We start from the raw sequence: 18,643 nt of genomic DNA on the forward strand, positions 1-18,643 counted from the left end.
TCTCCGACACCGTGACGCAGCCATCGGCCGACACCCCCTAGTGAGTACCGACAACTTCCAGTGTCCTCCTGATGGGCGCGCCGCGTATGGTTCGCGTCGACTTCCTGGCCGGCGTCAAAGTGCTGGTGCCTGCCCAGGCCGGCCCAGGTGATCGAGGATCCGACGCTCGCCGCCGCGGTCGCCGAGCGGCACGCCGGCCGACCGCACTGGGCGCTGCGGGACGTACGCCGAACGGGGGCCGCCTGTCGGGCAAGGCCGGGCCGTCGTGAGCTTCTACGCCGACCGGGTGGACCGCTCCCCCGCCCGAACGCCTGCCTGCTCGGCCGGGCCGCCTCCGCCCCTTCGGCGTCGGCCCTGGTCCGGCGGCCGCCCGCCGGCACGACGTGATCGAACTCCGTGGGCTCCCGCCTCCACTCCCGCCTTCCGCCGGAATTCCTCAGCGGCGTGCGCGGAGCCCGGTCTCGCGCGGCGGGCGGATGAACTGCAGAACCAGCATCGCCGGAGGCTCCGCGATGCCCGGTCCGCCGTCGGCCGCCCAGCGCAGGACGTCGTCCGTGCAGTCGTCGTCCAGGGCGAAGCCGATCCAGGTCGCCCGCCCTCCGGCCCGGCGTCCGGCGGTGGACGGCTGGACGACGATGACGTTCGCCTGGTCGCAGGGGCCCAGGCAGTCCGCCGTACGCACCGCGAAACGGCCACCGGACGCGGCGGCCCCGGCGCGCAGTCGCTCCTCCTGCCAGGCGTGGTCGGCACCGGGATATTTGCGGGGGTTGCCGCAGCAGCAGCCACGGCACACGACCAGCGTGCACGGGCGGTTCGCCGCGCGGAGGACGGACCGGTTCACAGCACCGCCCGTGCGGGAATGCCGGACGCGCGGACGCGGCCGTCGCGGTGCCCGCCGATCAGTGGGGACGGCCCGGCCCAAGTAGGCGCGGTGACAGGAGAGTTCACGCCGCCCAGCGTACGCACCGGCTCCCAGGCGTGGTCCATGGCCCGCCCGGAGAAACACATGCGCGAGTTGCCATATGTTAATGTCGGCATGCACGGCCCGCGAAGCACCAGCCGCAGGCGACCCGAGAGCAACAGCAGGAGTACTCCATGGCGACCGCCACCGAACACCGCGTACACGACGACCACACGCACACCCACGGCCAGGACTGCGGCCATGTCGCCTTCCCGCACGGCGACCACACCGACTACGCCCACGACGGCCACATCCACCGCGTTCACGACGGCCATGTCGACGAGTGCGTGAACGCCGGCCACGCCGCCCACGAGGGGCACGACCACCAGCACGGCGAGGGCTGCGGCCACGTCGCCGTGCCACACGAGGGCCACGTGGACTACCTGCACGACGGCCACCGTCACGCCGCCCACGAAGGCCACTGGGACGATCACTGAAAACCATTGCCACATGCTAATGTGTGCATGTGGCAATGACTCCTCCTCCCTCGCCGAGCCCGACGGGCTCGGCGGACGAACCCCTGCGCGATCTGCAGTCCGCGAGTGACCTGTTGAAGGCGTTGGCGTCGCCCGTCCGTCTCGGCATCGTGCGCGAGCTGTCCCAGGGCGGGAAGTACGTCCACGAACTGGTCGCCGCCCTCGGGGTGAGCCAACCGCTGGTCTCGCAGCACCTTCGGGTCCTGCGCAACTCCCGCATCGTGACGACCCGCCGTCAGGCCCGCGAGATCCAGTACGACCTCACCGACGACCACATCGCCCACATCGTGCTGGACGCCATCCGGCACGCACAGGAGTAGCTCGCGGACGCCGAAACGGGCGGCGGGCGGCTCAGGCGAGGTCCTCGGCGGACCGCCCGCCCCGGTCACGCAGCCAGGCGACCAGGGCAGGGTGGCCGGAGCGGTGGGCGGCATCCAGTGGGGTGAGTTCGTCGTAGCCGATCCAGTTGATGTCACCCCCGCGTTCCAGCAGGTGAGCGGCGATCTCCCGCTGTCCACCGTGACAGGCGCACCAGAGGGCATTGGTGATCTCTGCCGGGGCGAGCGGCTGGGTGTCGGGCGCGAAGGCTGCGGCGATGCGGTCGGCTCGGCCGAGGGCCGCGGCCTGCCACAGGGTGGTGTGCGCGCCGCGTTCGAGCAGGCGGCGGGCGGCGTTCCACTGGCCGAAGGCCACGGCGTCGGCGATCGGTGTGCCACCGCCGATCACCGCACCCTCGGCCTCGATGTCCGCGCCGAGGTCGAGCAGCGTGTCCAGGACCGGCACGTCGTCGCAGCTGGCCGCCCAGTGCAGCGGGGTTTCGGTGTGCGGGCCGGTGAACTGGGCATTCACGTCCGCTCCCGCGGCGACGAGGGCGGTCACCGTCTGCGGGCCGCCCGGGTAGTGGCCGGGCCAGTCGGTGACGACGTGCAGCAGGGTGCGGGTGATTTTCGTGTTGCCCAGCCGCGCCGTGGCCAGGCGCGGATGGGCGGTCAGCAGGTCTTTCAGCGCCGGCACATTGCCGGAACGGATCGCCTCGACGGCCGCGCTGGCCAGCGGCGCGTTGGTTTCGATCAGCATCGGGCTACCTCCCCTGTCGCCACCTGGGTATCACGACCCACCGACAACCGACGCACAGGGCCGGGCCTGAGCAGACGTGCCGAAAACTGTTATCGCGCGGTCGTTCGCCCGTCTCCCGAGCGAACGACCGTCGGGCCAACGGGAGCGAGGCGCAACCTGTTCCGCGCGCAAGGCAACCTTTGTGCGTCCGGTGGCGACTGACGGGAAACCCGGGATTCCCGCAAAGAGGACGACGTGAGCAAGAGAAGAACAGCCCCGCGCCACCGGCGAGGCAGAACGGCCGACCGCCGCCGACGTGTCCTGATCGCCGTGGCAGCCGCCGCGCTGGCCGGGGCCGTGGTCGTCGCCGGAGTCCTCGTGTCGGACTCGGGCTCGGAGACCGGCCCGGCCGCCGGGGCGTCCGCGACGCCAAGGACGTACGCCTCACACTCGTCGCCCACCGCACGCGCATCGGCGCTGCCGTCCGCCTCGCCGTCGGTCTCCGCCTCGACGACGAAGAAGCCGGCGAAGAAGCGGCCCCCCACCGCGTCGCCGACCTCGGCCCCGGCCTCCCGCGCCGCCACGTTCGGCGCGTGGCCCACCGCCACCGCCGACCGGGCGGTGACCTCGACCATCGAGGTCACCGGCAGCTACGACGGCGGCCTGAAACGCTTCCACGGCTCCGGCGGCCTGGGCACCGACGGCCAGGGCGAGGACCAGGGGCCGTTGTTCGAACTCGCCGACGGTGCCGTGCTGGAGAACGTCGTCCTCGGCGCCCCGGCCGCCGACGGCGTGCACTGCCTGGGCAGTTGCACATTGCGGAACGTGTGGTGGGAGGACGTGGGCGAGGACGCGGCCACCTTCAAGGGCACGTCCGGCACCGCCAGGTACCTGGTCGACGGCGGCGGTGCGCGGAAGGCCGACGACAAGGTCTTCCAGCACAACGGCGCCGGCACCCTGACCATCAGGCACTTCCAGGTCTCCGACTTCGGCAAGCTCTACCGCTCGTGCGGCAATTGCGACACCCAGTACACGCGCCATGTCGTGATCAGCGACGTGCGGGCGAGCAGCCCGGGCAAGGTCCTGGCCGGGGTCAACGCCAACTACGGGGACACCGCCGTCATCTCGGGCGTGACGATCACGGGCGGCGCGGGCAGCATCACCGTGTGCGAGCGCTTCCGGGGCAACAGCGGCGGCGAGGAACCGACCGCCCTGGGCAGCGGCCCGGACGGCACGAACTGCCGCTACAGCGCCTCGTCCATCACCTACCGCTGACCAACACGTCATGGACCGAGGAGACCGGCGACGAGATCCCGGGGCAGGCCGTGGGTGTCGTGGAGGTAGGCGTAGTCCTCTTGGCTCAGCGGTCCTTGGAACTCCGGCCGGGAGAGCACGCGACGCCCTCGTTCCAGGAGGGTGCTGAACCGCCGCTCCTCATCGAGGAGCACCTCGCGGACAGGGCCGGATCCGCCGGTCTGGCGGAAGTGGTCCAGCGTGTGCTCGACGAGTTCCACGGGCAGGTCGGACAGGGTGCGGGACGGGTCGTCGCGCCACAGGGTGGTGAGCAGGCGGCGGGCCAGCCGGCGCAGTACGTAGCCGCGTCCGGTATTGGACGGCCGTACTCCGTCGCCGAGGACGACGATGCTCGAGCGCAGGTGGTCGCAGACGAGGCGCATCGACGGCTCGTCGAGGTCCCACAGCGGCGGGAGCAGTCTCGTCCACGGTTCGAACAGGTCGGTCTCGTAGACGGAAGTGCGGTCCTGCAGGACGGTCACGAGCCGCTCCAGGCCCATGCCGGTGTCGATACTGGGCCGGTCAAGGGGTTCGAGACTGCCGTCCTCGTGGCGGTGGTAGCGCATGAGCACGTGGTTCCATACCTCGACCCACCGCGGGTCGGTGGTGGGGCTGCCCTGAGGTGGGGTGCCGCTGTCGCCGGTCCACACGAAGATCTCCGAATCGGGGCCGCACGGGCCGACGGGTCCGTTGTCCCACCAGTTCTCCTCCCGGGTCAGCTCCACGGGCAGGCCCAACTCCCGCCAGGTGCACAGCGATTCGGTGTCGGGGCCGACCTGGTCGTCCCCGCCGAAGACCGTGGCGTGCATCCGCCCCCGCGGGATGCCGAATCCGTCGCGCAGCAGCTCGTATCCCCAACGAAGGCTCTGCGAATGACCGTAGTCGCCCAGCGACCACGAGCCGAGCATCTCGAACACCGTCAGGTGAGTGGAGTCGCCGATCTCATCGAGGTCGGTGGTGCGCAGGCAGCGCTGGACGTTGACCAGGCGCCGTCCCTGAGGATGGGGGCGGCCCAGCAAGTAGGGCGTGAGCGGGTGCATGCCGGAGGTCGTGAACAGCACCGGGTCGGAAGGGGGCGGCAGGAGCGTGCTTCCGGTGATGAGCCGGTGTCCGCGCTCGCGAAAGAAGTCGGTGAACGTACGCAGGGTCCGGTCCGTGTTCATGGCGGTGTTCCTTCGGGTCACGGGCGACCGGAAAGAACCGCGGGGGCAGGCTGCGACGGGGAGTCCAACGATGTGCCGGCGGTCCGTTTCCGGCCGCCGGGGAAGAGGGGTGAGGTCAGGCGTCGGCAGCCGGGGAGCTGGTCGCTCGCGCGGCTGCGGTGTTGGTGCGGGTGATGACCTCCATGCGTGCCACGTTAACAGCGACCTTCCCTGACCGTCCCGGGGTTTTCTCGCCGCCGGGCAGAGCTGATGCACAAGGGGGCCGCCGCCCCTGACGCCACACCCCGTGCTACGACCCGCTCGGCGCCGCGGTCGGTCCAATGCCCCGCATTTGCTGGATGGTTCCGCCGAGCGTGGGGCGGAACTGTTCGAGCATCTTCGGCTGCCCGGAGACGACCCAGCGGGAGCCGACGAGGTACTTGCCGCCGTACACGGCGGCGGACTCGAGCCAGGTCTTCTGGTATTTCTCCTGCGGGAAAGTGGTGATGAGGTAGTCGCCCTTCTTGGTGTGGCACACGCCCTCGCGCAGTTCCTCCGCCTCGACTCGGATCTTGACCTTGCAGCCGGTCAGGCCGGCGATCACCTCGACCTTCGCCGGGGCCACCACCCCGGCCGCGGCGGCGGCCGTCACGGACGTCTTCGTCGGCCCGCTTCTGGCGGCTTCGTCGTCACCGCCGCCGCACGCCGTGGCCAGGGGCAGAAGGGCCAGGCTGCCGGCCAGCGCGGCGCCCCGCACCAGGCGCGCCGTGGGTGGGATGCGGCCGCTGCGTCCTCGCGATCGCTGGTGTAGCACGTGCCTCTCCGTCTCGCTCTCAGCTCTCCACGTGGTTCTGTCCGCATCGGCGGACAGGCGTACGACGAGGGATACGGGTGAACGCCGATGGCCGTTCACGCCGAACGGACGGGCGGGGCGCAAGGGACCCGTGATGGGCCGAGGTGACCGCCGCGAGCCGGGTGCACTGGCTCGACACGGCTCCGGTCGTGGACCGCGACGCCGAGGGGTCCATGCCGTTGTGTGCGACCGCCTAGTGCCGGGGGCGTCCCTCTCCGACGCGGTGCGAGGCCACGGCCCGCCCGTCGGTACCGTGCTGCGGCTGATCTCGGGTGTCGCGGAGGCCCTGCGGGCAGTGCACCGCGAGGGCATCGTGTGGCAGCCACAACCGCTGCGCACACGCCGTCTCCGCATCGCGTTGGGAGGAGAGAATCAAGCCAACGGTCGGCCGAACAAGGCAGGTTGGGGCCGACGAAACGCATGAGTCGCGCGGTGGGGAATAGCCTGGGCGTCCACGACTGGTGTTCGACGGTTTCGTGGTTCTCACCCTACGTAACAGCAGGAGCGTCCATGACTGATGAGGCGGAGCACTCCGAGCAGGAGGCGCTCTCCAAGATCGATACCTCCGTGCCGCAGTCGGCTCGGATCTGGAACTACTGGTTGGGCGGGAAGGAACTACGAAGTCGACCGGGTGGCCGGTGACGCGTTCCGCGAGATCTTCCCCGGTATCGAGACCGGAGCCCGTGCCGCCCGGTACTTCCTCGCCCGCGCCGTTCGTCATCTGGCCGCCGAGGAGGGCATCCGGCAGTTCCTGGACATCGGCACCGGGCTGCCCAATGTGGACAACACCCACCAGATCGCCCAGCGGGTGGCCCCTGAATCCCGGATCGTCTACGTCGACAACGACCCGTTGGTGCTGGCACACGCCCGCGCGCTGCTCACCAGCACCCCGGAAGGCGTCACCAACTACGTCGACGCCGACCTGCGCGAGCCGAGCACCATCGTGCGGGAAGCCGCGAAGACGCTGGACTTCGACCAGCCCGTCGCTCTCATGCTGATGGGCATCCTGGGCCACATCGAGGACCACGACGAGGCGCGCTCGATCGTGCGGCAGCTGGTGGATGCCCTGCCCGCCGGCAGCTACCTCGTGCAGTACGACAGCACCAACACCAGTGAGTCCTACGTCGCGGCCATCCAGCAGTACAACGAGGGCGGCTCGATCCCGTACATCCTCCGCAGCCCCGAGCAGATCGCGGGCTTCTTCGACGGTCTGGAGCTGCTCGAACCGGGCGTGGCGTCCTGCTCGCGCTGGCGTCCCGACACCGAGGCCTGGGGCCTGCCCGCGGAGGTGCATCAGTACGGCGGCGTCGCCGTCAAGCGCTGAGACCCGCCGACTCACGGCCCACGTCGCGGATCAGGTTTCCTGGAGGATGCGGTGGAGGATCGACGCAGTCTCGTCCGGTGATTCGGCCTCGACCACCAGGCGGTTCATGACATCCCAGTAGAACTCGATCTCGGCCGGCTTGTCGGGATAGAGGGCGGTGGCGAGCTGCTCGAGGTAGACCACGTCGGGCAACCGACCGCCGGGCAGGCGCAGGATGGTGACCGGACCGCCTTCCGCGGCGTGGTCTCCGGCGAGGAACGGCATGATCTGGACGGTGACCTGCGGGAGTTGGCAGACCTCGATGAGATGCCTGAGCTGGGCGCGCATCGTGCCGATGCCGCCCACCGGGCGACGAAGCACCGCCTCGTCGATCACGGCCCAGAGCTGAGCCGCCGGCTCCCGGTGCAGGATCCGCTGGCGGGTCATCCGCAACATGACTCGCCGATCGATCTCCTCGGCACTGGCGCCCGGGTGGGTGAGCCGGATGGAGGCACGCGCATAGTCGGGCGTCTGCAGCAAGCCGGGAACACGTTGGACCTCGAAGCAGCGGATGAGGCTCGCTGCCTGTTCGGCCCCGAGGTAGGCCTGCATCCAGACGGGCACCACGTCGTTGTAGTACTGCCACCAGGCGGGGGTGTTGGCCTGTTCGGCCAGAGTCAGCAAAGTGGCGCGCTCGGCCTCGTCCGTGACTCCGTAGTGCGTGAGCAGATCGGCCACGTCACGCGGCTTGAACCCGTGGCGGCCACCCTCCAGCCGGCTGATCTTGGACCGGGAGGCGCGGATGGCGTGACCCGCGGCCTCACGGGAGATGTGCTGCTCTTCCCGCAGCCTGCGCAACCGTGCGCCCAGCGCCAGGCGCGCCATCATGGGGCCGGCCGACCGGCCGTCCAGGACCTCGTTGCCGGACGGTGTACGTGCGGCCTCTTTGGTGCCCATGGGCATTCTCCCCGCGGTGAACGCAACTCTGCACGCCTACAAGCGCTGCGGCCAGTCATCCTAGGGGCTGTCCGGTACATGATGTTCCAGTCCTGGGAATGACGGTCGTGCACTGGCGACCAACCCGGCGGCTGTTCCCGCGTGCCGGTCACGCGGCCGGGACCGGTCCCGGCGCCCCAGGCCAAGAATCCGGACCATGGCTCACACAGGTGCGGAACCGATCACAAGAAGCCGCGCGGGACATGCCGCGACCATGGTGACGGCCATCCTCGTGACGTCGACGCTGATGGCCGGTTGCAGCACGGGCGAGGAGACCTCCGAGTCCAAGCCGACAAAGGCACCGCGCTCGAGCCCCTCCGCATCCTCCGGCAGCCGCGCGGCAGTGCCCTCGGGATCCCCGTCCAGCTCCGTGCACACCTTCGCCGAGTTGGCGAAACGGCCATGTCTCGCCATTGACGACGAGGACGCCGGGCTCACCAGGCTCGCCGTCTTCGTCGAGGGGACGGAGAACCACTACAAGGGCAATCCCACGTCCTGCCAGTGGGGAGCGCGAGGCGGGCTGGTGGACTTCACCCCTTACGCGTCGACCGATCTGACCGCGGATGAAAAGAACCAGCACCTCACCCGGCAGAGGATCAACGGTCACAGGGTGCTGTTGGGCACCGTCAGCCGCGGCGAGAAGACCTCACACATCGCGTACGTCGCGGTCGGCACCCGCCAGTCGTTCAGGCTGATGGTCACCCCGTTCGGGGAAGACGCTCCGGGACCCGATGCCCTTACTCTGACCACGAACTTCACCAAGGCGATCCTGGCGCACCTTCCTTGATTTGTGCTTTTAGTCACAGGGCCATCACCTCCGGCAATTTACTAGGACGTCCTAGTATCTCTTTTGCCAGCGTTCCCCCCTGCCCTGTCGGGAAGTCCCTCATGAGCGATCCGCACCGCCCCGTGCACCCCGTCCGTCTCGTCACCGCGTCGGCCCTCTTCGACGGGCACGACGCGTCGATCAACATCATGCGGCGGATCTTCCAGTCCCAGGGCGCCGAGGTGATCCACCTCGGACACAACCGGTCGGTGCAGGAGGTCGTGGACGCGGCGCTCGAGGAGGACGCACACGGCGTGGCGGTCTCCTCCTACCAGGGCGGGCACGTCGAGTACTTCGAGTACCTGGTCGAGTCGCTGCGCCGGCAGGGAGCGGAGCACGTCCGCGTGGTCGGCGGCGGAGGCGGCGTGATCGTGCCCGAGGAGATAGCCCGGCTGCGCACCAGCGGAGTGACCATCTTCTCCCCGGAGGACGGCCAGCGGATGGGCCTGGCCGGGATGGTCAACTCGGTGGTGCGGGACTGCGACTTCGACCTCTGGGACGGCAAACCGGCCGACCCGGCGGCCGTCCTGGCCGGCGACCGGTTCGCGATCGCCCGCGCCATCACCGGTGCGGAACTCGGCAAGCTGCCCGCGGACTTCCTGGAGCAGCTCCGCGCGGCCGCCGGAGCACGGGGCAGGCCGGTGCTCGGCATCACCGGCACCGGCGGGTCGGGGAAGTCGTCGCTGACCGACGAGTTGGTGCGCCGGATCCGCATGGACCAGCAGGACAAGCTGCGCATCGCGGTGATCGCGGTCGACCCGACCCGCCGCCGCGGTGGCGGTGCGCTGCTCGGTGACCGGATCCGCATGAACTCCCTCGACGGGAACCGGGTGTTCTTCCGGAGCCTGGCCACCCGCGGCAGCCGCGAGCTGCCCGAGCACTTGTCCGACGTGATCGACGTGGTCAAGGCCGCCGGGTTCGACCTGGTGATCGCGGAGACGCCGGGCATCGGCCAGGGTGACGCGGCGATCGTGCCGTTCGTCGACGCCTCCCTGTACGTGATGACGCCGGAGTTCGGCGCCGCCTCGCAGCTGGAGAAGATCGACATGCTCGACTTCGCCGACGTGGTGGCGATCAACAAGTTCGAGCGGCGCGGCGCCAAGGACGCGCTGCGCGACGTGGGTCGCCAACTGGTCCGCAACCGCGAGGCGTTCGGCATGAAGCCGGAGGACATGCCGGTGTTCGGCACCTCTGCGGCGACCTTCAACGACGACGGTGTCACCGCTCTCCACCAGCATCTGAGGACCGCTCTGGCCGAGAAGGGACTCCCGCTGTCCGAGGGCACGTTGGCCCCGGTCGACGTACGCCACTCCTCCGGCATCCGGCAGGTGGTCCCCGCCGACCGGGTGCGCTACCTCGCCGAGATCACCGACACCGTCCGCACGTACCACACCGATACCGAGCGGCTGGCCGAGGCGGCCCGGCGGGTGCAGCGCCTGGAGCAGGTCAAGGACGAGCTCGTGCAGGCCGGCTCCGAATCCGGGAACGTTCAGTCGCTGCTCGTGGACGCCCTCAAGCAGCTCCCGCACGACGTCATGGAGCAGATCGAGAACTGGCCCGCCGTCATCGCCTCCTACTCCGGTGACGAGCAGGTCGTGAAGGTCCGCGAGCGGGAGATCCGCACCAAGCTGACCCGTGAGTCCCTCTCGGGCAACAAGATCCCCCGCGTCGCCCTGCCCCGGTTCACCGACCACGGGGAACTGGTGCGGTTCTGGCGCGGGGAGAACCTGCCCGGCCGCTTCCCCTTCACCGCCGGCGTGTTCCCCTTCAAACGCGATGGCGAGGACCCGGCGCGGATGTTCGCCGGCGAGGGAGATCCGTTCCGCACCAACCGGCGCTTCAAGCTGCTCTCCGAAGGCCAGCCGGCCACCCGCCTGTCCACCGCCTTCGACTCGGTCACCCTCTACGGCCGTGACCCGGACGAGCGCCCCGACATCTACGGCAAGGTCGGAACCTCCGGCGTGTCAGTGGCGACCTTGCAGGACATGAAGACGCTCTACGACGGCTTCGACCTGGTCGCGCCGACCACCTCGGTCTCCATGACGATCAACGGACCCGCGCCGACCATCCTGGCGTTCTTCCTCAACACCGCGATCGACCAGCAACTCGCGCGATTCCGCGCCGCCGAGGGCCGCGACCCCTCCCCGGAAGAGGCTGCCGAGCTGCGCGCGCACGCACTGGCGAACGTGCGTGGCACGGTGCAGGCCGACATCCTCAAGGAGGACCAGGGCCAGAACACCTGCCTGTTCTCCACCGAGTTCTCCCTGCGGATGATGGCCGACATCCAGGAGTGGTTCATCGCGAACAAGGTCCGCAACTTCTACTCGGTGTCCATCTCCGGCTACCACATCGCCGAGGCCGGCGCGAACCCCATCAGCCAGCTGGCCTTCACCCTGGCCAACGGCTTCACCTACGTCGAGGCCTACCTCGCCCGGGGCATGCACATCGACGACTTCGCGCCGAACCTGTCGTTCTTCTTCTCCAACGGCATGGACCCCGAGTACTCCGTCCTAGGCCGGGTCGCCCGCCGTATCTGGGCCGTCGCGATGAAGGAGAAGTACGGCGCGGGCGAGCGTTCCCAGAAACTGAAGTACCACGTCCAGACCTCGGGCCGTTCCCTGCACGCCCAGGAGATGGACTTCAACGACATCCGTACGACGCTGCAGGCGCTCATCGCCATCTACGACAACTGCAACAGCCTGCACACCAACGCCTTTGACGAAGCGGTCACCACTCCCACCGAGGAGTCCGTCCGCCGGGCCCTGGCCATCCAGCTGATCATCAACCGGGAGTGGGGCCTGGCCATGAACGAGAATCCCCTCCAGGGGTCGTTCATCATCGACGAACTCACCGACCTGGTCGAAGAAGCGGTCCTGGAGGAGTTCGAGCGGATCAACGAACGCGGTGGCGTCCTCGGTGCCATGGAGACCGGCTACCAACGCGGCCGTATACAGGACGAGTCGATGCTCTACGAGCAGCGCAAGCACGACGGCACGCTGCCCATCATCGGCGTCAACACCTTCCGCAACCCCCACGCGGACACCGCCGAGCCGGGCGCGGTCGAGCTGGCCCGAGCCACGGAAGAGGAGAAGCAGTCCCAGCTGAAGCGTGTACGGGACTTCCAATCCCGCCACCGCGACCCGGCCCACGCCGCCCTGACCGCCCTCAAGGACGCCGCGGTGAGCGGCGACAACGTCTTCGCCGTGCTCATGGACGCCGCCCGCGCCTGCTCGCTCGAGCAGATCACCGACGCCTTCTTCGAGGTCGGCGGCCAATACCGCCGCAACGTCTGACCCGCGCCCGGACACCACATCGCACCCACCTCATCGGACAGGACTTCAGATGGATCCCGTTACCCGTCTCGGCGTCGTCGGCTGCGGCCTCATGGGCTCCGGCATCGCCGAGGTCGCCGCCCGCAGCGGCATCGACGTGCGCGTCGCCGAAGCCACCCATGACGCCGCCGAGGCCGGCCGCCGCCGTCTCATCGACTCCCTCGACCGGGGCGTACGGCGTGGCAAGCTCAGCGAACAGCAGCGGGACCAAGCCCTCGCCAAGCTGTCCTTCACCCACGACCTCAGCGACCTGGCCGACCGGCAGTTCGTCGTCGAAGCGGTCGCCGAGAACCGCGACATCAAGACCGACATCCTCCGCGCCCTGGACAAGGCGGTCGAAGACCCGGCGGCGATCCTGGCCACCAACACCTCGTCGATCCCCATCGTCGATCTCGCCGTCGTCACCGAGCGGCCCGCGCAGGTCATCGGCATGCACTTCTTCAACCCCGTGCCCGTGCAGCAGCTGGTCGAACTCATCCCCGCCCTCACCACCAGCCCGCAGACTCTGCAGCGCACCCGCGACTTCGCCGGGCAGCTCGGCAAGCAGGCCATCAAGGCACCCGACCGCTCCGGCTTCGTGGTCAACGCCCTGCTTGTGCCCTACCTGCTCAGCGCCGTACGAATGGTGGAGTCCGGCGCCGCACGGCCCGACGACATCGACCAGGGCATGGAACTCGGCTGCGCCCATCCCATGGGCCCACTGCGCCTGCTCGACCTCATCGGCCTCGACACCGCCCAAGCGGTGGCCGAGTCGATGTACGAGGAGTTCAAGGAACCGCTCTACGCACCACCCGCCCTGCTGCGCCGCATGGTCGCCGCAGGCCACCTCGGCCGCAAGAGCGGCCGCGGCTTCTACGCCTACGACGACTGAGGGCGAGCAGCGCGCAGGGCCATCTACTATGGCCCTGCGTATTCGCTTACGCATCCGAAGGCGAAGGGGAGTCAGGGCCATGCGACGGCTGGGGGACCTGGAGGCGGAGATCATGGACCGCCTCTGGACGTGGAACCGTCCGGCGACGGTGCGCGAGATCGTCGACGACATCAACGAAACCCGTCCCGTCGCCTACACCACGGTGATGACCGTCACCAACATCCTCTACACCAAGGGCTGGTTGCTGCGGGGCAAGCAAGGCCGCGCCTGGCTGTACTCGCCGGTGCGCAGCCGTGAGGCTTACGCCGCCGCACTCATGGAGGACGGCTTGGGAGAGAGCAAGGACCGTCCGGCCGCGCTGGTCCACTTCGTCGAGAACATGTCCGAGGAAGAGGTGGCCGCCCTGCGCCAGGCCCTGCGAACCGTGGGACGACAGGCCAAGTCGTGAACGCGGCCCCCGTCCTGGCCGGTTATACGGCGGCGGTGGGTTTCGTCGCCCCGTACCTGGTCCTGCGCGCCCGCTGGCCGCACCGGGCACCCGCCCTGGCCGCCGGCCTCTGGCACGCCCTGGCGGTCTCCTTCTCGATCGGGGCGGCGCTCACCGTGTACAACCTCGCGATGCCGACCGAGCACCTGCACCCGGGGCTGCTGGGCCTGCTGCACTCGTGCGGAGTGGACATCGGTGCGAGCGGCTCCGGCCCCGAAGCCGTGGGCCGACTGGCCGTCGCCCTGCCGGTCACGGTCGGGGGCGTTCTGGCCTCGAGTTTCCTCTTCCACGTCGTACGAGCCCGTCGCGCACGGGCACGGCACCGGGAGGCAGTGGATCTGGTGGGCCGCCACTCGGCCCGGCTGAGCGCCACCGTCCTGCCGTACGAGGTTCCCGCCGCCTACTGCCTGCCCGGCCGCCACCCGAGGGTCGTGGTCAGCGACGCGGCGGTGCGCGAGCTGACGTCCGAGCAACTCGCCGCCGTACTGGAGCATGAACAGGCCCACATCGCCGGCCGCCACCATCTGGCCCTGGCCGCCGTGGAGGCGTTCCACACGGTCTTCCGTCGGCTTCCCCTGGCCCGCCACGCCCGGGAGCAGACAGCGCTGCTGCTGGAGATGATCGCGGACGACCGCGCGCTGCGCAGCCACTCCGACCAGGCACTGGCGACCGCGATGTACGAGATGGCGGCGGCGCGCACGCCGAAGGGCGCGATCGCCGGCGGTGGGCACACGGTCGTGATCCGTCTGAAGCGGGTTCTCGGCCCTCGCGAGGCACCTCATCCTGCCTTCTGGGGGTCTGTGGCCGCCTCGGCCGTGGCCGTTCCGCTGCTGCCGCTGCTCTTCGCCTGCCCCCCGCCTGTCCTCGGCTGACCGCCGTCCCGTATTCAGTCGACCCGTGTGAGGCTCCTGCGATGCGAACTCACTTGCGATACAAACTACTAAGGTACTAAGTTCTAACGTAGCCCCGCAGAGGAGTCGCCCGCGCATGGGAACGCACCGCCGGCCGAAGCCGCCCAGTCGCACCCGGATCGCCACGCTCGGCATGGCCGTCGGCGCCGTCAGCCTCCTGCCGACGCAGAGCGGCAACGGCAAGGCCATCCACGCGCCGCGCACCGGCAAGAACGTCGAGATCGTCCCGCTGGACTCCATGCCCTTCTTCGCCGCCTCCCGGCCCTGAGAGCACCGACTCCCGTACCGCCCAAGGAACTTCCGTGACCGCACGCCCGCCTGCCCGCACGCTCCGCACCGCCGCGAGCACCGCCTGCGCCATCCTGCTCCTCGCCGCCTGCGCAGGCGGGCCGGCCGACACGGGCGGAGGGGCTGAGGGCCGGGCGCTGTCTCACGTACATGGCCTCGGCGTCGGTTCGGCCGACGGCGGCGTGTACGTCGCGACCCACGACGGCCTGTACACGGTCGCGGAGGGACAGCAGCCGAAGCTCGTCGGTGACCGCGAGGACGACTTCATGGGCTTCACCGTGACCGGCGAGAACACCTTCATCGCCAGCGGCCACGGAGCCGAGGGCAGCGGCCGGCCGGGCAACCTCGGCCTGATCGAGAGCAAGGACGCGGGCCGGACGTGGTCGGTCCGCTCGCTGGAAGGGCAGGCCGACTTCCACTCCCTGGAGTCGGCCGAGGGAACGGTCTACGGATACGAAGGCGGACGGATCCGGGTCAGCAGCGACCTCAAGGCCTGGGACGACCGGGCCTCGTTGGCGGCGCTCGACCTGGCAGTGAGCCCGGCGGGGGACACACTGCTGGCCACCACGGCCGAGGGAGTGGTAGCCAGCACCGACGGCGGGCGCACCTTCGGCGAAGCCTCCGACCCGGTGCAGGCGTTTGTCTCCTGGCCGGCGAAGGAGTCCCTGTTCGCCATCGACATGTCGGGGCGCCTGAGCCGCAGCGAGGACGGCGGCAGGACATGGACACCACGCGCGACCGTGCCCGGCGGACAGCCCCAGGCGCTCACTGCCGTAACCGCCGACCGCATCCTCGCCGCGACGCAGGACGGTGTGTACGAGTCCCACGACGGCGGGAAGAGGTTCGTCGAGCTCGCGCCGCTCGCTTCCTGAATGCGGACACCACCGCCCCGCGGCTGCGGGGTCCACCAGCTGACAGCAGTTGGTGGACCCCGGCAGAGGGACGCGAGTGGCTCAGACCCGATAGGCCACGTTCGCCATCATCCCGGCCTCGCCGTGGTACGCGTTGTGGCAGTGCAGCATCCACTGCCCCGGGTTGTCCGCGTCGAAGAAGGCGGACAGTGTCCTCTTGGGCAGCACGATCGCGGTGTCCTTGCGCGGACCGGAACCACCGAGCTGGTACGTGTGGCCGTGCAGGTGCATCGGGTGCCACATCTCGGTGTCGTTGACGAAGTCGAGCCGGACCCGCCCGCCCTCCTCGACGAGGAGCGGGTTCGCCTCGGGGTGGTTCATGTCGAACGGCTTGCCATTGATGGCCCAGTCGTATTTGTCCATGCCGCCGGTCAGCTTGATCCGGTGCGTGACGTCGGTCTTGGCGGACGTGAGTCGTACGTCGTCAGCGGCACGCAGCTCGGCCGCGCTCATGATCAGGCCGTCGAGCTCCTTCGGGCGGACGGTCGCGGACGGCTTGCTCCCCGCCCCTGTGCGCACCAGGGCGAGTCCGTTCGCGTTCTTGCCCTCGGCCAGGGCGACGAGGGGGAAGACTCCGTCGTCCAGGGTGACGAGGACGTCGTACCGCTCACCCATGCCGACCAGCAGGGCGTCCACCTCCTGATGCCGGACCGGGAAGCCGTCGGTGTGCGTGATGGTCAGCTTGTGATCGCCGAGGGCCACCCGGTAGGCGGTGTCTCCCCCAGCGTTGATGATCCGCAACCGCACCTTCCTGCCGGGCTTGCCGGTGTAGACGTCCGGGTCTGTCGCCACCCGGCCGTTGATCAGATGGTGGGGGTACTTCACGTCGCCGGCGTCGCCGCCGAGCAGGTCGCTCTCGGCGCCCATGAGCATGAACTTCATCGACATGCCGCCCGAGGAGGCGGAGGGCGTGGCGGAGTCCCCCATGTCCATCCCTCCCATGTGCATCCCGCCCATGTCGCCCATGCCGTGCTCGAGTTCGGCGAAGACCTCGTCGGGGGTGCCGGTGACGCCGTCGACCCAGTCGTCCAGCAGGACGACCCATTCGTCGTCGTAGTCGAGCGTCTCCTTGGGGTCCTCGACGATCAGCGGGGCGTACAGGCCGCGGTCGAGCTGAACTCCGACGTGCGGGTGGAAGAAGTACGTGCCCGGGGCGTCGGCGACGAACCTGTAGGTGAACGCGGAGCCGGCACGGACGGCGGTCTGCGTGGCGGGCGGCACTCCGTCCATGTCGTTGCGCAGCGCCATGCCGTGCCAGTGGATCGACGTGGCCGTCTTGTTCGGAAGCTGGTTGGACAACTCGGCGACCAGGGTGTCACCGACGGAGAGGCGGACCTCCCTGCCCGGGGTGCGTCCGTCGAAGGCCCAGGTCCTGGCCATGACGCCGCCGCCCAGATCGATCATCGCCGGTGCCGCGGTGAGGGTGAGCCTCTGCTGCCGTCCGGTGCTGGTCCGCTTCTTCTCGGTGGCGGCGACCGCGGAGCCGGAAGGGTTGACGAGGGCGGGGTCGGGGGAACTGGAGCCGCTGCCGCAGGCGCTGAGCACGCCGGATCCGGTCACACCCAGTCCGGCGAGGAGAAGGGAGCGGCGATCGATGCTGTGCACTGTGTGGTGTCCTCTGTTGTCGAAACTGCCGATGTGGTCGCGGAGGGGACGGCACATCGCGCGCCGTCCGGCGCGGCCTATATGCGCAGTTGCGAGAGGACGGACAGATCGGGCGGGGCACGGCCGACCGCAGCCGCGGGTGCGCAGCCGACCGCGGACTGCCGCAGGTGTGTGAGCGGGACGAACTCGCTCTGGCCGGGAGCGGCGAGCTGCACGGAGTCGACGCTCGCCGTGGTGCAGTGCTGCATGCTCGGCATGGCGCAGCCACCGACGTCGGCGCCGTGCACGGAGGGTTCAGGTACGGCCTGCTGGGCCTGCGCCGCAGTCACGTGGAGGGCGTGGGCGGCCCCCCGCATCGACGGGACCTCGGTCGTGGATATCTCGTGGTGGACGAGGACGGCCAGTGCGGCGCACAAGGTGAGCAACACCCCGTACGCCCAGCGGGCGGTTATGCCGCCGCCATCCGACCGACTCGTCATGCGCACCCACTTGTGCTGTCTGTGCTTGCTCGCCGCCGAGGGGCATCCTACCCCCAGGGGGTACCCGACGGCATCACGCGGTCATCATCAGCAGCATCGTCGCCATCGATCCGCCCATGCCGACGTGACCGGCCAGCCGCACGTTCGGCGCCGAGAGGACCGTGGGATGACGAGGTGCCCGGCGGTGACGTGCCGTGCGGGCCTCCCCTTCGACCGCGGACGCACCGGCCGCGCCGTCCCGCCTCCGCGCGCGTACCACCAGAGCCATATGAACCAGGAAGTACGCGGCCAGCACCCAGAAGGTCGCACGCCAGGCCTCCGCGGAGCCCGAGACGGCAGTGGCCTGAGCCCCACCGTGAGCACCCATACCCCCCATCCCGGCCATGGCCCCGTGCCCATGGCCGTGTCCGGACGAGCCGGCCAGCGCGAGCATGGGCTCCGATCCCGATCCGGGCATGGCCAGGGTCATCAGCACCATGGCGGCGCTGCCGATCACGAGGTGGGCGCCATGGTGCAGTTGACGCAGACCCTGCCGGGTCGCATGCCGGACGGACAGGGCGACACCGCCGAGACAGAGCAGTCCGAACGCCGCCGCCCACCAGACGCCGTACGTGCCGTAAAAGGCCGCTGTCGGAGGCGCCGCCATCACGGCCATTCCGGCGCCCATCACGACCTCGGCCCCCGCCTCGAACCTCGCCCAGCCTCTGACCAATGCCATACGGACGAGGTTCCCGGCAGCCACTCCGGCGCCCAGGACGACCAGCACCCAACCCAGGACGTGTCCCGTCACGTCGCCACCCTTCACGGGAACCGGTACTCCGGCTCGCCGATCGTCGACTACTACGTACCTGCT

The 18,643-nt window shown here is 69.7% G+C and carries 18 protein-coding genes and 1 pseudogene; 11 read left to right on the forward strand and 8 right to left on the reverse strand.

The window, feature by feature from the left end:
• Nucleotides 1–436: 436 nt before the first annotated feature.
• Nucleotides 437–841, reverse strand: a complete 405-nt coding sequence (locus Q4V64_RS04585) for a (2Fe-2S) ferredoxin domain-containing protein (protein WP_124437285.1) — start codon at nucleotides 839–841, stop codon at nucleotides 437–439.
• A gap of 254 nt (nucleotides 842–1,095) precedes the next feature.
• Here Q4V64_RS04585 and Q4V64_RS04590 point away from each other — a divergent pair, with 254 nt between their 5' ends.
• Both Q4V64_RS04590 and Q4V64_RS04595 read left to right on the forward strand, forming a co-directional pair.
• A complete protein-coding gene (locus tag Q4V64_RS04590) occupies nucleotides 1,096–1,398 on the forward strand; it encodes a hypothetical protein (RefSeq protein WP_124437286.1) in 303 nt (100 codons plus the stop codon).
• Nucleotides 1,399–1,433: 35 nt separating this feature from the next.
• On the forward strand, nucleotides 1,434–1,757 hold the full coding sequence (locus tag Q4V64_RS04595; protein WP_124437287.1) for a metalloregulator ArsR/SmtB family transcription factor: 324 nt from the start codon (nucleotides 1,434–1,436) through the stop codon (nucleotides 1,755–1,757).
• A 31-nt stretch (nucleotides 1,758–1,788) separates the two neighbouring features.
• Here Q4V64_RS04595 and Q4V64_RS04600 read toward each other — a convergent pair whose 3' ends face one another.
• The gene (locus tag Q4V64_RS04600) at nucleotides 1,789–2,514 is read right to left on the reverse strand and encodes an ankyrin repeat domain-containing protein (protein WP_124437288.1); all 726 of its coding nucleotides are present in this window, start codon (nucleotides 2,512–2,514) and stop codon (nucleotides 1,789–1,791) included.
• Between the two features lie 234 nt (nucleotides 2,515–2,748).
• Between Q4V64_RS04600 and Q4V64_RS04605 the strand changes: the two genes are divergently transcribed.
• The gene (locus Q4V64_RS04605; RefSeq protein ID WP_253266689.1) at nucleotides 2,749–3,768 is read left to right on the forward strand and encodes a pectate lyase; all 1,020 of its coding nucleotides are present in this window, start codon (nucleotides 2,749–2,751) and stop codon (nucleotides 3,766–3,768) included.
• A gap of 8 nt (nucleotides 3,769–3,776) precedes the next feature.
• On the opposite strand, the gene Q4V64_RS04610 is transcribed toward Q4V64_RS04605, so the two are convergent.
• Together Q4V64_RS04610 and Q4V64_RS04615 are read right to left on the reverse strand one after the other, a co-directional pair.
• Nucleotides 3,777–4,949 (reverse strand): alanine--tRNA ligase-related protein, encoded by a 1,173-nt coding sequence (locus tag Q4V64_RS04610; RefSeq protein WP_124437289.1) that lies wholly within the window; start codon nucleotides 4,947–4,949, stop codon nucleotides 3,777–3,779.
• 289 nt (nucleotides 4,950–5,238) lie between these two features.
• Nucleotides 5,239–5,742 (reverse strand): hypothetical protein, encoded by a 504-nt coding sequence (locus tag Q4V64_RS04615; protein WP_253266690.1) that lies wholly within the window; start codon nucleotides 5,740–5,742, stop codon nucleotides 5,239–5,241.
• A gap of 549 nt (nucleotides 5,743–6,291) precedes the next feature.
• Here Q4V64_RS04615 and Q4V64_RS04620 point away from each other — a divergent pair.
• Nucleotides 6,292–7,105 (forward strand): annotated as a pseudogene (locus Q4V64_RS04620) (SAM-dependent methyltransferase).
• Nucleotides 7,106–7,135: 30 nt separating this feature from the next.
• Here Q4V64_RS04620 and Q4V64_RS04625 read toward each other — a convergent pair.
• Nucleotides 7,136–8,041 carry a helix-turn-helix transcriptional regulator gene (locus Q4V64_RS04625; protein ID WP_124437290.1) on the reverse strand — a complete coding sequence of 302 codons (906 nt, stop codon included), beginning with the start codon at nucleotides 8,039–8,041 and terminating at the stop codon, nucleotides 7,136–7,138.
• 253 nt (nucleotides 8,042–8,294) lie between these two features.
• On the opposite strand from Q4V64_RS04625, the gene Q4V64_RS04630 reads away from it, so the two are divergent.
• The 7 genes from Q4V64_RS04630 to Q4V64_RS04660 all read left to right on the forward strand — a co-directional run bounded on the left by Q4V64_RS04630 (nucleotide 8,295) and on the right by Q4V64_RS04660 (nucleotide 15,667).
• Complete coding sequence (locus Q4V64_RS04630; protein WP_172628980.1) at nucleotides 8,295–8,867, forward strand: DUF3558 family protein; 573 nt, start codon at nucleotides 8,295–8,297, stop codon at nucleotides 8,865–8,867.
• 101 nt (nucleotides 8,868–8,968) lie between these two features.
• Nucleotides 8,969–12,199 (forward strand): fused isobutyryl-CoA mutase/GTPase IcmF, encoded by a 3,231-nt coding sequence (gene icmF, locus Q4V64_RS04635; protein ID WP_124437292.1) that lies wholly within the window; start codon nucleotides 8,969–8,971, stop codon nucleotides 12,197–12,199.
• Nucleotides 12,200–12,248: 49 nt separating this feature from the next.
• Nucleotides 12,249–13,109 carry a 3-hydroxybutyryl-CoA dehydrogenase gene (locus Q4V64_RS04640; RefSeq protein WP_124437293.1) on the forward strand — a complete coding sequence of 287 codons (861 nt, stop codon included), beginning with the start codon at nucleotides 12,249–12,251 and terminating at the stop codon, nucleotides 13,107–13,109.
• A gap of 79 nt (nucleotides 13,110–13,188) precedes the next feature.
• Nucleotides 13,189–13,557, forward strand: coding sequence for a BlaI/MecI/CopY family transcriptional regulator (locus Q4V64_RS04645; protein ID WP_124437294.1), 369 nt, complete (start codon nucleotides 13,189–13,191; stop codon nucleotides 13,555–13,557).
• Nucleotides 13,554–14,468: a M56 family metallopeptidase gene (locus Q4V64_RS04650; RefSeq protein WP_124437295.1), complete on the forward strand. Its 915-nt coding sequence runs from the start codon at nucleotides 13,554–13,556 to the stop codon at nucleotides 14,466–14,468. The genes Q4V64_RS04645 and Q4V64_RS04650 overlap by 4 nt, the downstream gene beginning before the upstream one ends.
• A gap of 115 nt (nucleotides 14,469–14,583) precedes the next feature.
• Entirely contained in the window at nucleotides 14,584–14,775 is a 192-nt protein-coding gene (locus Q4V64_RS04655; protein ID WP_124437296.1) for a hypothetical protein, read from the forward strand.
• Between the two features lie 34 nt (nucleotides 14,776–14,809).
• Nucleotides 14,810–15,667, forward strand: a complete 858-nt coding sequence (locus Q4V64_RS04660; protein WP_124437297.1) for a F510_1955 family glycosylhydrolase — start codon at nucleotides 14,810–14,812, stop codon at nucleotides 15,665–15,667.
• Between the two features lie 81 nt (nucleotides 15,668–15,748).
• On the opposite strand, the gene Q4V64_RS04665 is transcribed toward Q4V64_RS04660, so the two are convergent.
• From Q4V64_RS04665 to Q4V64_RS04675, 3 genes are all read right to left on the reverse strand, one after another.
• Complete coding sequence (locus tag Q4V64_RS04665; RefSeq protein WP_124437298.1) at nucleotides 15,749–17,311, reverse strand: multicopper oxidase family protein; 1,563 nt, start codon at nucleotides 17,309–17,311, stop codon at nucleotides 15,749–15,751.
• A 77-nt stretch (nucleotides 17,312–17,388) separates the two neighbouring features.
• Nucleotides 17,389–17,790, reverse strand: coding sequence for a hypothetical protein (locus Q4V64_RS04670; RefSeq protein ID WP_172628981.1), 402 nt, complete (start codon nucleotides 17,788–17,790; stop codon nucleotides 17,389–17,391).
• Between the two features lie 73 nt (nucleotides 17,791–17,863).
• Complete coding sequence (locus tag Q4V64_RS04675) at nucleotides 17,864–18,580, reverse strand: DUF5134 domain-containing protein (protein WP_124437299.1); 717 nt, start codon at nucleotides 18,578–18,580, stop codon at nucleotides 17,864–17,866.
• Between the last annotated feature and the right edge of the window lie 63 nt (nucleotides 18,581–18,643).

The organism is Streptomyces sp. NL15-2K (genome assembly GCF_030551255.1).
GTDB lineage: Bacteria > Actinomycetota > Actinomycetes > Streptomycetales > Streptomycetaceae > Streptomyces.